Origin of the sequence: Microbulbifer aestuariivivens (genome assembly GCF_039545115.1) — a bacterium.
Taxonomy (GTDB): Bacteria; Pseudomonadota; Gammaproteobacteria; order Pseudomonadales; family Cellvibrionaceae; genus Microbulbifer; species Microbulbifer aestuariivivens.
The window spans coordinates 1-12,671 of record NZ_BAABRT010000021.1; the positions used below are offsets into that span (position 1 = coordinate 1).

Sequence of the window (12,671 nt, forward strand, 5' to 3'; positions counted from 1 at the left end):
ACCGATGCAGACACTCGATGATGGCAAAAAAATCTGGATGGAAAAGTTCGTAAACTGAACCTGACCTGACAGAGCACCTTCTGAAAAACCGGTAACTGTCAGATCAAGTCTGAACTACTACAAATAAGCAGCCAGCAAGAGCCCCACACCTCGCTGTTACGAGGGCAACCGCCCTGCTCAGGCGGCCCCTGCTGAGATCAATTGCTAGGATCGTTTTTAAACTTCTTACCTCAGCTAGTTTTAAAACCACCCAAAGATTTATTCACACAACCAAGCCCTCAGAATTTCCAGCGGGTGCCGACTTCGGCAACCAGGCTGTCCATCTGCACCTCGAACTCCGCATCAAACAGATCGGCATCTACCTGAATGTCATCCGTCTGGCGCCAGCGCAAGCCGCCGAACAGGCTCAGCTGTTCGCTCATCTGGTAGGTGGCGCCAGCCATCAGCTGATAGGCGAAGACGCTGTCATCGTCGTCGATGATGGTGACACCGGAAGGGCTGTAGCTGACGTCAACCGACGCATTACCGATGCCGGCGCCCACATAGGGGGTCAGCGCCATACCCAGATCGAAATCGTAGTAGACGTTGGCGAACAGGAAACGGCTGTCGAATTCGCCCTCGCCGGCGGCCACCAGGTCACCGACACTCACGCCCAGGTTGGCGGGGGCACCACTGACCAGTACACCGGCGTCCTCAGCGGTCAGGTCAATACCTGCGGCGCCGACACCGTCGTGAGACTTCACATCGTTCCTGGCGCTGGCGTATTCGGCTTCAATCCGAAACTGATTGATCTGGTAGCCCAGCGCCAGGCTGTACGTGGCGCCGCTGTCGACCGAGGTATCCCATCCCACCCTGGTGCCGGCGGGCAGACTCACACCAGCGGGAATGCTGGTGCCCGGTCCGGTGGTGAAGTCGCTGCTGAAACTGCCGCTGGTCTTGGTGTCGTCCATGTCGCTGTAGCCGATGTTACCACTCACATAAACCCCCTCCGCAGAGGCGGAAGCGGACACTGAGGCGGCAAAAACACTGCCGGCAATCGCACAGAACAGTTTCTTTTTAGTGAACATAATCACACTCCTCTTTTGACCCATTGTGTTTCGAATATGCGGTGCTGAATGCCTGAAAATTACGGCTTCGCATGCATCGCAGATCACGAATCATTGCCAAAGAGCTGAAAAATGTGATTGCAATCGAATAAATCCACTCAACATCAGATCGAAATGATCCGCTGTTTTATAGCCATCGTATCGATATTTTTATCCTCGCAGCGCTTCAAAAACCTGAAAATATAAGTGGATATTTTTTGGTTCCGCCATGTGCAGAGCGAGCACTTGATAAAATGAATAGAGCATCCCGCGATGCAGTCACTCAAACAAACCCTCACACTGGCCTCTTAAAACACACCCGCGCCGGAAGGCTTGCGGCCGCAGGACAATAGACAGAAGTGCGGGGACTGTTGATGCAAGCAGAGGCGGGGAAAATCGATGGATGTGGGTAATAAATGGATGAGAGAGATAAATGAGAAAAACAGGTGCTAGCAATGACACATATGAGTAATGGCAGAATGTGAGCAACAAACCATCACGTGTATTCAATAAAGTGAAAATACTCTAAGTATTTTGAGGCTATCAGCCTACAGCCAGGGTGCGCAGCAGCCAGCCTGTCACAAAAGCCAGTCCGGCGGCGGCACCGCCAAGCAGCAGTGTTTTTATTCCCGAATAGATTGGCGCGCGCTCACGGCCAAGGGTAAGGGTCTTCGCCATGCCAATGACAAAAAACATCACCCCGGCCAGCAAAGTGCTGAGCAGAAACTGCCGATGCAGATCCAGCGCGGGCACCAGATAAGGCACCAGCGGCGCGGCACCGATCACCACAAACGCGACAAAGGTTACCAGCGCCGAACGCAGCGGATTGCCCCGCGCCTGGCCGATGCCATACTCCTCGTTGAGCATGGTGTCTATCCACAGCTTGCGATTGCGGGTAATGATGCAGACAATTTTTTCCAGTGTCTCACCGTAAAACCCTTTGCCGGCAAAAATCTGCCGCACTTCTTCGCGCTCACCTTCCGGGACCTTGGTGATGTGTTCCTCTTCGGTGCGACGCGCCGCATCGGCAAATTCACGCCGCGCGTTCACCGCCTCATAATTACTCACCGCCATACTGAAGCCATCGGCCACCAGATTGGCGAACCCCATAATCAGGATCACCGGCGCCGAGAAGCCGGCACCCACACCGCCCGCGACAATGGCAAAAGTGGTCACGCAACCATCGATGGCGCCGAGCACAAAGTCGGAAGTGTCCTGGGAGGGCGGCGGTTGTTGCAGGCGGCGCGCGATATGCTCGCGCCGGTGCGAGCGGATCAGGGCCTCGGTGCTCTGTTTTTTCACCAGCCAGTTTTTCACCAGCCACTCCCTGTATGCCTCTACCCAAGCAGTGTAGCCGCGCTTAACCTCCCGCGCCCCGTGCGTCATTCTCTGGAGTTGCGGGCCGCTGCCTGTGGCTCTGGCTCCAGTTCTTATGATCTACCGAACGATAAAACTCACCTGGTCGACGCCGGTGTTGCCGGTGCGCGGGTCGTAGGCATAAACCAGTAACTGGTAAAGCCCGGGGCCATCCGGCTGCAGCTCGCCGCCAAAGGTATTGACGTCCTCAAGTGCCAGCGGAATGGTGGCGAAGTCGCGACCATCCTTTTTAACCAGCGCCGCCACCTCCATCTGGCTGCCATCCCACAGTCCGCCCTCACTGATCGGGCATCCGCACATCATCACCACATTGGCGCGAATGGGGAACGGCGCGTCTGCCATCTGTGTGTAGCGATGCGTCTGCGGACTCAGCACATCCACGACCAGCCCGGGAATTTCCACCACCAGCCCTTCGCCATCGAGATGCTTGCCGGGCACCAGCCAGACCTGAGTCTGCGCCGCCACCCGGGCCTGCTTCTTGATGTAAGGGGCCAGCACCTCCACCGTGACAAATACCGGCTCACTGAGCATCAGTGATGTGCGGAATGCGGCCGCCCCCTCGGCAATGGACTGATGGCGCCGGTGCGGCTGCTGCATGATCAGGTCCGTGTTACCGGTGCTGCCCTCGGTCAGGCCCTCGGCGAGAATTTCCCCGCTTTCGGCATCGCGGATACGCACCATGGCGCCGCCCATGGAGGAGCCGATAAATTTGGCGTCTTTTGACTTGGCCCGCACGACGATATCCGTTGCCTTGGGTTCAGACGCATTCGCCACCGGCAGCGCCACCAGGCACACCAGCAACAGGCTGATCCATTGAACGGTTATCGATTGAAAGGGTTTCCATTGGTTCCTGGGCATTTCGCACTCCTGCAAGCATTCAAGGTACTAGATTCATGGTGGTTGTGAGTATTTCAGCATCCGCCGCCATCATGGGCCAGCCCAAACTGGATACGCCGGATTTCGCCGCAGCCATACTTGGGCCCATGGCCATCGATACAAGCACATAAGCAACGGGTGCTTTGCCAAAACCGCCGAAGTGCCACAGCCAAGCTAAAAGAGCACAGCCAAGCTAAAAGAGCACAGCCAAGCTAAAAAAGTACGGCCAAGCCTAAACCGCCCAGCCCAGTTTAAATCGCACCGTCCAGCTTAAAACACACAGCCGGGCATAAAACACACAGCCGGGCATAAAAAAGGCCGGGGTCGCCCGGCCTGTTTATGCACTGAATTTTCCGGCGCCTAGCGTTTCCGGCCTACTGCACCGGCTCCAGGCGATAGAGACCGGCATCACTCTGGTCGTTGAGCAGGTAGATATAGCCATCACGGCCCTGGCGCACATCGCGGATACGGCCGATCTCCCCCTGCAACAGCACCTCCGTCGCCTTCACCTCCCGTCCATCGACGACTATGCGCAGCAGTTGGTTACTGCCGAGGCCACCCGCCAGCAGGTTGTGTTGCCACTGCGGGAAATATTCGCTGTGCACCTGCGCCAGCCCCGAGGGCGCGAAACGCCCCTGGTAGTAATGCGCGGGTTGCCGCACGCCAGGTGCCGAGGGCGCACCGATGGCCTCGTCGCGGCTGTATTCCCGCGAGCGGGTCGCCCTCGGCCAGCCGTAGTTGTTGCCCGCCTCAATCAGGTTGAGTTCGTCGCCGCCGCGCGCCGCGTGTTCACTGGCCCAGACCTGGTCGCTGGCGGTGACCACCAGCCCCTGGATATTGCGGTTGCCGTAGCTGAAGATCTCGTCCAGACCGGAGCGCTCGCCGGCGAAGGGGTTGTCCGCCGCCGCGCCACCGCTCTCGGTGAGGCGCAGCACGCTGCCGGCATGATCGCCGATGTCCTGGGCGCGCTCGCGCTCCACACCGCGGTCGCCGATGGTCATCATCAGGGTGCCGTCCTTCCTCCAGGCGAGACGCGAGCCGTAGTGGCGCCCGGGCGCGGAAAAGCGATTCTGCACAAACAGCTCTTCGACATTCACCAGGCTCGTGCCTTCGAGACGCGCGCGGCCCAAGGCGGTGGCGCTGCCGTCTTGGCCGGGCTCTTTTCCAGCTTTAGCGTAAGTGAAATAAATCCAGTCGTGCTCGCCATCGCCGTACTGCGGGTGCAGCACCAGATCCAGCAGTCCGCCCTGGCCGATGGCGGATACCGCCGGCACGCCATCCAGATAGCGCACCTCACCGCCGTCAATCAGTGCCATGCGGCCGCGGCGTTCGGTCACCAGGAAACGGCCGTCGGGCAACTGCGCCACGGCCCAGGGGTGATGCAGTCCCGAGGCCAGACGCACGATACGGAAGTCGTGCCTGTCGGTTTCGATACGCTGCTCGACCACCTCGGCGGCGCCCGCCGCGACACTGCTACAGAGCCCCAGGCCGAGCAGGCAGCGGGTCAGAAAAGTGGCCAGTGGTTTCATCTCTACAGTCTCCTTCACTCTCTTCTTCACTGAGGATTGCGGCTGCCACGAATGCTATCGGTATCCGCCACCATTCTCAAAGCGGCCCCCTCAGGGCAAAAACAAAAAAGCCGGGCGAAAGCCCGGCTGTGGTTACGCGAAATGCCGCCCGTTCGATCAGCCCTGCTGGACCTCTTCGATCCAGCGGTTGACCCGCGCTTCCAGCATCGGCAGCGGCAGGGCGCCACCGCCGAGCACGGTATCGTGGAAGCCGCGAATATCGAACTGGTCGCCAAGTGCTTCTTGCGCCTGCTGGCGCAGTTCGAGAATTTTCAGCATGCCGATCTTGTAGGAAGTGGCCTGGCCGGGCAGGGTCAGGTAGCGGCGCACCTCGGAGCGCACGGCGCTCTCGGGGATGGCGGAGTTCTCCAGGAAGTACTCCACCGCCTGCTCCTGGGTCCAGCCCTTGGTGTGCAGACCGGTATCCACCACCAGGCGAATGGCCCGCCACATTTCCGCAGTCAGGCGGCCGAAGTCCTTGTAGGGGTCCTGGAACTGGCCCATTTCCTTGGAGAGCAGTTCGGAGTAAAGCGCCCAGCCCTCGATGTAGGGGGTAAAGTGCGCCTGGGTGCGGAACTGCGGAATGCCCTCCAGCTCCTGGGCGATGGAGATCTGCATATGGTGGCCGGGGCTGCCCTCGTGGTAGGTCACGGTTTCCATATCGGTGGTGGACAGGGCGCTCATGTCGGACATGTGCACATAGTAGGTGCCCGGGCGGGAACCGTCCGGGGTGCCGGACTGGTAGTGCTGGGCGCCGCCGGCCACTTCACGGAATGGCTCCACCCGCTTAACCACCAGCTTGGCCTTGGGCAGGATGCCGAAGTATTCCGGCAGCTTCTTCTCGATATCGTCGAGGAAACCGCGGGTCTCGGTCAGGTAGCCCTCGCGCCCCTCATCGGTGTTCGGGTAGTAGAACTGGTCATCGTTGCGGATAAAGGTGAAGAATTCCTGCAGATTGCCCTCGAAGCCCACCTGCTCCTTGATCGCTTCCATCTCCTTGCGGATGCGCGCGACTTCCTTGAGGCCGATCTGGTGTACCTGATCGGCGGTGAGGTCGGTGGTGGTGTAGTTGGCCAGGCGATTATTGTAATAGGCCTCGCCGTTCGGCAGGCTGGAAACGCCCTGCGGCTCCTCGCTGGCGTTGTCGCGGTCCTGCTGCAGCCAGGCGATGTACTGGTCGTAGACCGGCTTGAAGTTTTCCTTCAGGCTCGCTTCCACCTGGCCGAGCAGCTCTGCGGCGGTCGCGTCATCGATCTTGCCGGCTTTTTTCAGCGCCTCGATCTTGCCCTTGGCATCGGTGTAGATCGGGGCTTCGCCCTCCCCTGCAAAGGGTGCGCCGGAGGAAACCTTCTGCGCGCGCTCAATGGCCAGGTCGTAGGCAAAGCGCGGTGGGCGGATACCCTCTTTGGCGGACAGCTGCGCGCGCTCCAGCATCTGCCCCATGGCGCGGCTGATGCCGTCGATACGGGCGATGTAGGCCTGCATATCCTCGGCGGTGTCCACCTTGTGGATATTAATCAGGAAGTTCGGTAGCGATGCCTCGGGGCCGCCCAGCTCACCGGCGAAATAGCCGTGGCGCTTGAAGGGTTCGGCGGCCTTGGCCTGTTCGTACTGGAACACCCACAGGTCGTAGGATTCCTTACCGGCCTCGGTCAGGTTGTCGTAGTTGAAGTTTTGCTTCAGCTCCTCGACGGTCTTGGCCTGCCAGGCCAGCTCGCGGGCGGAGGCGGCTTCGCTCATGTCGTCGACCTGGTCGTACTGATCCTTGCGGCCGAGATAGCTGAGCTCGATGGGGCTGAACTGCAGCCGCTCCTCGTAGCGTTTGTTGAACCATTCCGTCAGGCGCTGGGTCTCAGCGGCCGGATCGACCGCCTGCGCACCTTCGGCAACAGCGGCATTGCCGGCGTCCAGCGCGCTGGCACTGGTGTGGGCGGATTCATCGCCCTGGCACCCGCTGAGGATGGCCACTGCCAGCAGGCTGGGGATAAGGGGGCTATGCAGCTTTAATCGCATCGTTACACCTCGCTCAAAATATGCACAGAAAAAATCCGGCCTACTTTGACACGAAACCCCGATTGAGTCGATTGCCACACCCCTGTGCCGGCGTCATCTGCGCCGAAGTGAAGCGCAGCCGGGATCAGCTCTCCGTCGGCTCCCCCCGCGCCACCAGCTCGCGCCTTCGTCGCCAGCGCCGGTAGCGGGCGTGCACGCCGCGGGTCAGCAGGGAGGAATAGTTCTCCAGCACATCCACACCCAGCAGCACGGCGATGACAAGACCCGCCAGCACAATGGCGGTGCCGAAGGCACCGAAGCCGATCAGCGTGCCGATGGCCGCCTGTACCCAGATGGTGGCGGCGGAGGTGACACCCACCACCACCCCGTCCCGCGCCAGCATCACCCCGGCACCGAGAAAACCGATTCCGGTAATCACCTGCCCCAGCACCCGCGCGCGGTCCGCACTGCCGCCGATGGAGACCGCCAGCGCGGTGAAAGCATAGGTGCCGAGCACGATCAGGATGGAAGTGCGGATTCCCACCGGCTTGCCGCGGATCTGCCGTTCGAGCCCCACCACACCCGCGCACAGCATGGCGGTGAAAATCCCCGGCCAGCTCAGGGGGGCGACATTGAACAGCTCATTCATGGATGATTTTCTCTCTGGGCGATTCCGCCACCTGGTTAATGATGTGCAGCTCCCGCTGCGGGAAGGGAATACTGAGCCCCTTTCGCTCCAGTGCCGGCTTCAGCTGTTGCATCAGCGACCAGTACACCTCCCAGTATTCTTCCGTGCGCACCCAGGCCCGCAGGTGCAGGTTGACCGAGTTGTCCGCCAGCTCGCGCACCGCGAAAGCGGGTTCCGGCTCCGCCAGAATGCGCGGCTCGTCGGCCACCAGCTGGCGCAGCACCGCCATGCCCTTGTCGATGTCGTCCCCATAGGCGATGCCGGCGATGATCTCGATGCGGCGGGTGGCATTGCGGGAATAGTTGATCAGGTTCTGCCCCCACACATTGCTGTTGGGCGCCGAGATACAGAGTCCGTCGGCGGTATCCAGCTGCGTGGTAAACAGCCCCACCTCGCGCACCTTGCCGATGGTATCGCCAAACTGGATGGTGTCGCCGACGCGGAAAGGGCGCAGCCCGAGGAGAATAAAACCGGCGGCGATATTCTGCAGGGTGTCCTTGAGGGCCAGGCCCACCGCGATACCGGCGGCGCCCACCAAGGCCACCAGGCTGGTGGTGTTGACCCCGAGGCGGTCCAGCAGCACCAGTGTGCCGACCGCGTACACCGCCCAGATCACCATATTGCTCAACACCGGAATCAGGGTCGCGTCCATCCGGCCGGCGATACGGCGCACACCGCGACGCGCCAGGCGCGCGGAAATATAACTAAGCATCACGATCAGCAGGGCGCTGCCGAGCTTCAGGGCCGCGGCGGTAATCAGCGGCGTGTACTCGTCGATCAGTGGTTGCACGTCCATGGAAACCCCCTTCGCTCGCAGGTGGACAACAGCCTCGCAGCATACGCCATCTGCACCGCCATGGCAGCGGATCAGAGGAGGTTTTTCGCCCGCGCCACCTCCACGCAGCGGCGCTGCGCCGGGCAGTTCAACAGGTGGTCATTGACCATGCCGGTCGCCTGCATATGGGCGTACATGATGGTGGAGCCGACAAAGCTGAAACCGGCTTTTTTCAGCGCCCTGCTCATGGCATCCGAGACCGGGGTAGTGGCCGGAATATCGGCGAGGCTGCGCGGGCGGTTGACGACCACGCGGCCATCGGTGAACTGCCAGAGGAAATCCGCCAGCGTCTGGCCGCGTTCGCGCAGGGCCAGATAAGCCCGCGCGTTTTTGACCACAGCCTCCACCTTGCGGCGGTTGCGGATAATGCCCGCGTCCTGCAGCAGCCGCTCGATTTTGGCCGGCCGGTAACGGGCGATTTTGTCCGCATCGAAACCGTCGAACAGGCGCCGGTAATTCTCGCGCTTGTTCAGCACGGTGATCCACGCCAGGCCCGCCTGCGCGCCCTCGAGAATCAGGAACTCGAACAGCCGGGCATCGTCGGTGACGGGTCTTCCCCACTCCTCGTCGTGATACTGCTGATAGAGCGGCGTCGACAGGCACCAGCCGCAGCGTTGATCGGTCACGGTCACTCCCCCCAGCTTTACGGGTTTCTGGCTTTCTTCGTCTCTGCCAGCGGGCTCACCCGGGATCAGCCAGCCCGTCCTGCAGGCCTGCACCCGCTACTGGGCGCCGGAGAAAAAGTAGTGCTGCAGCAGCTGCAACACCAGCAGGATCATCACCAGCAGAAAAATAATATTGCCGCGCTTCACGCCGATACCCCGCCGGGCTGCTCGCCGGCGCCGGGGGCCAGTAAGCCGCGCTCGATCAGCCAGTCGCGGCTCTCCCGCAGCATGGTGTCCAGGGGCACATCGCCACGGTAGCCCAGCTCCCGCCTGGCCTTGTCACAGTTGGCGGTAACCCGCCGGGTAATCAGCGCCGCTTTTTCCGGAGTGATTCTCGGCTCCTTGCCGGTGACCCGTGACAGCAGGTCGGAAACCTGCGCCAGCAGATGGATGACTATCGCCGGTGTGGTGCGCTCGGGCACAGGCTTGCCCAGCAGGCGGGCGATATGGCCGAAAAACTCGAGGAAGCTGGCGTCGACGCCGGCGAGAATATAATTTTCGCCGCTGCGGCCCTTCTCAAATGCGGCGATATGCGCCCGCGCCACCTCGGCGGCATGACAGAAAGAACCGCTGCCCGGGGGCACACCGGGCAGTTTGCCATCCTGTATCAGGAAGAAGCTCTGCGCCCAGTTGCCGGTGTCGTACTTGCCGACGATGCCGCAGGGGTTCAGAAAAACCGCATCCAGCCCTTTTTCAATCTCTTCGCGCACCGCCAGCTCCGCACGCTTTTTGCTGTAGAGATAGCCGTAGCGGGGATCGTCGGCAAGCTGCGGGCTCTGCTCGTCGATGGGCTGCCGCTGATAGCCGTAGGCGGAGATGGAGCTGGTCACCACCATCCGCGCGGCGCCGCTTTCCCGCGCCACCCGGGCGAGGTTTGCCGAACCTTCCACATTGTCGCGCCACTGCTGCGCGCGGCCGCCGCGCCACATGCTGGTGTTGGCGGCCACGTGAAATACCGCATCCACACCCTCGGCGAGCGCACGCTTCAGGGAGTTCCGGTCAGCCAGGCTGCCCGGCACCAGCTCCGCGCCCAGCGATTCCGCAATGCGCGTATCCGACCCCGGCCTGTGCAGGGCGGTCACACGCCAGCCCTGCGCCACCAGCTGCTCGATCAGGTTGGCGCCCAGAAATCCGGTTCCACCGGTGATAAATGCGTGTTTCATTGGCTGCGAGCTCTTTTTTATTTTCGCTGTGGACGTTTTAACGAAAAGTTTTTCGCTTGAAGTTTTTTCAGCAACAGTTTTTCTGGCTAAAGGTTTTTCCCCGCTAAGGGCTTTTTCCCCGCTAAGGACTTTTTCTGAGGCCAAGACTTCTTCCCGGCTAAAGGCTTTTCCCGGCTAAGGGCTTCTTATATTGCAGGCTGTAACCGCAGCGCCGGGCCCTCGGAGTCGCACTGGCGTTGGCTTCGTGTCCGCAGAATGGCAGCGCTAGTTGTTATTCAATCGGCATGCCCAGCTGCTGCGCCAGAAACGCGTACTGGTTGGTAAAGTCCTCCACCTGCATCCACACCGGTTTGCCGGCACCGTGGCCAGCGCGGGTTTCCACGGCCAGATAGATCGGCCTGTCACAGCCCTGGTCCCGCTGCAGGGCGGCGGCGAACTTGTAACTGTGCCAGGGCACCACGCGGTCGTCGCGATCGGCGGTGGTGATCAGCGTTGCCGGGTAGCACCGGCCCTTGTCGGTGTTGTGCACCGGCGAATAGGCATGCAGCGCCGCGAATTCTTTTTGATTCTCGCTGAGGCCGTAGTCGCTGGACCACTGGCGCGCATTGGCGGAGGCGGTGTGATAGCGCAGCATATCCAGCACCCCCACAATCGGCAGGGCCGCCGCGAACAGGTCCGGGCGCTGCACCAGCGTTGCGCCCACCAGCAGGCCGCCGTTGGAGCGGCCCATAATGGCCAGCTTTTGCGGGGCGGTGACCTTCTCGTCGATCAGCCACTCGGCGGCGGCGATAAAGTCATCGAAGACATTCTGTTTCTCGGTTTTGGTGCCGGCCTTGTGCCAGTCGGCGCCGTACTCGCTGCCACCGCGCAGGTTGACCATGGCCAGGGTGCCGCCCATATCCAGCCAGCCGGCGAAGCGGGTATAGAACTGCGGCAGCTGTGCCGCGTTGAAGCCGCCGTAGCCATAGAGCAGCGTGGGGTTCTGGCCATCGCGCCGCATATCCTTGCGGTGCACCAGGAACATGGGTACGCGGGTGCCGTCCTTGCTGGTAAAGAAATGCTGACTCACCGTCAGATCAGAAAAATCGGCGGGATAGTGCGGGGTTTTTACCTTTTCATTTTTCCCTGTCTGCACATTCAGTTTGTAAATCGCCGGCGGGGTGAGAAAGTTGCTGAAGGCGTAATAGGTTTCCGGGTCGTCCGGCTCGCCGACAAACCCCTCCACGGTGCCCATGCCCGGCAGCTGCAACTCGTACTGCTGTTGGCCATTCAGGTCGGTGACCAGCACTTTGGATTTGGCATCCTCCAGGTAATGCAGCACCAGACGCTGGCCCACCAGGCTTGCCGACTGCAGGGCATTTTTCTGCTCAGCCACCAGCTGCCGCCAGTTTTGTTTATGCGGTTTGTCCAGATCGATGGCGACCACGCGACCGTTGGCGGCACCGGCATTGGTCTCGAAGAAAAAGGTTGTGCCGCTGTTGCCGAGATAGTGGTAGAGCCCATCCCAGTCGTCCAGCAGCCGCACGACTTTGCCGCTCTTGTCCCGCAGGTCGCGGTAGTAAATGCCATTGCTGTCATAGCCGTCGAAAATGCTGAAGAGCAGATAGTTGCCATCGTCACTCAGCTGCGCCTCGGGATTGCGTGTCGGGTGGTCCTCAATCGCGTACACCAGCTCGTCGGCGCTCTGCGGCTGGCCCAGCCGATGGAAGTACACCGCCACCTGGCGGCTGTCGTCGGCGCTGCCGTCCGCGTTGAAGGGATAGCGGCTGTAGTAAAAACCGGACTCGTCCTTGGCCCAGCTGACGCCGCTGAACTTGATGCCTTTGAGCACGTCTTTGAGATCGCTGCCGGTGCTCAGGTCACGCACGTGATAATCGGTCCAGTCGGTGCCGCCATCGGAGGTGCCATAGGCCAGATAGCGCCCTTTGGGGCTGACCGCATAGCGCCTGGCGGCGATGGTGCCATCGTCACTCAACTGGCGCGGGTCGAGGATGGTGGCTGGCTCGCCGCTGCGCAGGTCGTCGCTGCGGTAAAAGACGCTCTGGTCCCAGCTGCCGTCGTTGTATTCGTAAAAGACCTTGCCCGCTTTGCGGTAGGGCACGCCGTAGCGCTCGTACTGCCAAAGCTCCGTGAGGCGATCGTTGATCTTCTGCCAGCCCGGCAGTTTTTTTAGCCGTGGCAACGCGAACTGATTCTGCGCGCCGACCCATTGGTCCACCGCCTCGGAATCGAGGTCTTCGAGCCAGCGAAAGGGATCGCTCACCGGGGTACCGAAGTAATCGTCAGTCTGCTCCACCGTTCTCGTGTGCGGGTACTCCTCTGCGGCCTGTGCCAGCACACAGCCCAGGGCGCCCACGGCCAGCGCGATCAGCGGTTTTCTCATGGTGTCGGCTCCGGTTTTGTCTCGACGGACAGTTGGTTA

Annotated in this window: 10 protein-coding genes; all 10 read right to left on the reverse strand. The window is 61.2% G+C overall.

Annotation, left to right across the window (positions count from 1 at the left end):
• Positions 1 to 278 precede the first annotated feature (278 nt).
• Positions 279 to 1,067: an outer membrane protein gene (locus ABEA58_RS11985; protein ID WP_345551810.1), complete on the reverse strand. Its 789-nt coding sequence runs from the start codon at positions 1,065 to 1,067 to the stop codon at positions 279 to 281.
• A gap of 561 nt (positions 1,068 to 1,628) precedes the next feature.
• Positions 1,629 to 2,402, reverse strand: a complete 774-nt coding sequence (locus ABEA58_RS11990) for a VIT1/CCC1 transporter family protein (protein ID WP_345551812.1) — start codon at positions 2,400 to 2,402, stop codon at positions 1,629 to 1,631.
• 120 nt (positions 2,403 to 2,522) lie between these two features.
• Complete coding sequence (locus ABEA58_RS11995; RefSeq protein WP_345551813.1) at positions 2,523 to 3,320, reverse strand: hypothetical protein; 798 nt, start codon at positions 3,318 to 3,320, stop codon at positions 2,523 to 2,525.
• 392 nt (positions 3,321 to 3,712) lie between these two features.
• Positions 3,713 to 4,867: a PQQ-dependent sugar dehydrogenase gene (locus ABEA58_RS12000; protein WP_345551815.1), complete on the reverse strand. Its 1,155-nt coding sequence runs from the start codon at positions 4,865 to 4,867 to the stop codon at positions 3,713 to 3,715.
• A gap of 156 nt (positions 4,868 to 5,023) precedes the next feature.
• On the reverse strand, positions 5,024 to 6,919 hold the full coding sequence (locus ABEA58_RS12005; RefSeq protein WP_345551817.1) for a DUF885 domain-containing protein: 1,896 nt from the start codon (positions 6,917 to 6,919) through the stop codon (positions 5,024 to 5,026).
• Positions 6,920 to 7,043: 124 nt separating this feature from the next.
• Entirely contained in the window at positions 7,044 to 7,547 is a 504-nt protein-coding gene (locus ABEA58_RS12010) for an MgtC/SapB family protein (RefSeq protein ID WP_345551818.1), read from the reverse strand.
• Entirely contained in the window at positions 7,540 to 8,382 is an 843-nt protein-coding gene (locus tag ABEA58_RS12015) for a mechanosensitive ion channel family protein (RefSeq protein WP_345551819.1), read from the reverse strand. The genes ABEA58_RS12010 and ABEA58_RS12015 overlap by 8 nt, the downstream gene beginning before the upstream one ends.
• A gap of 71 nt (positions 8,383 to 8,453) precedes the next feature.
• Positions 8,454 to 9,047: a DNA-3-methyladenine glycosylase I gene (locus tag ABEA58_RS12020; RefSeq protein WP_345551820.1), complete on the reverse strand. Its 594-nt coding sequence runs from the start codon at positions 9,045 to 9,047 to the stop codon at positions 8,454 to 8,456.
• A gap of 182 nt (positions 9,048 to 9,229) precedes the next feature.
• A complete protein-coding gene (locus ABEA58_RS12025; RefSeq protein ID WP_345551822.1) occupies positions 9,230 to 10,249 on the reverse strand; it encodes an SDR family oxidoreductase in 1,020 nt (339 codons plus the stop codon).
• Between the two features lie 271 nt (positions 10,250 to 10,520).
• Positions 10,521 to 12,632 (reverse strand): prolyl oligopeptidase family serine peptidase, encoded by a 2,112-nt coding sequence (locus tag ABEA58_RS12030; protein ID WP_345551824.1) that lies wholly within the window; start codon positions 12,630 to 12,632, stop codon positions 10,521 to 10,523.
• Between the last annotated feature and the right edge of the window lie 39 nt (positions 12,633 to 12,671).

Excerpts from the sequence above, each read along its gene's own strand:
- ABEA58_RS11985 (WP_345551810.1), bottom strand. The coding sequence starts at position 1,067 with ATGTTCACTAAAAAGAAACTGTTCTGTGCGATTGCCGGCAGTGTTTTT.
- ABEA58_RS11995 (WP_345551813.1), bottom strand. The coding sequence starts at position 3,320 with ATGCCCAGGAACCAATGGAAACCCTTTCAATCGATAACCGTTCAATGG.
- ABEA58_RS12000 (WP_345551815.1), bottom strand. The coding sequence starts at position 4,867 with ATGAAACCACTGGCCACTTTTCTGACCCGCTGCCTGCTCGGCCTGGGG.
- ABEA58_RS12005 (WP_345551817.1), bottom strand. The coding sequence starts at position 6,919 with ATGCGATTAAAGCTGCATAGCCCCCTTATCCCCAGCCTGCTGGCAGTG.
- ABEA58_RS12010 (WP_345551818.1), bottom strand. The coding sequence starts at position 7,547 with ATGAATGAGCTGTTCAATGTCGCCCCCCTGAGCTGGCCGGGGATTTTC.
- ABEA58_RS12015 (WP_345551819.1), bottom strand. The coding sequence starts at position 8,382 with ATGGACGTGCAACCACTGATCGACGAGTACACGCCGCTGATTACCGCC.
- ABEA58_RS12025 (WP_345551822.1), bottom strand. The coding sequence starts at position 10,249 with ATGAAACACGCATTTATCACCGGTGGAACCGGATTTCTGGGCGCCAAC.
- ABEA58_RS12030 (WP_345551824.1), bottom strand. The coding sequence starts at position 12,632 with ATGAGAAAACCGCTGATCGCGCTGGCCGTGGGCGCCCTGGGCTGTGTG.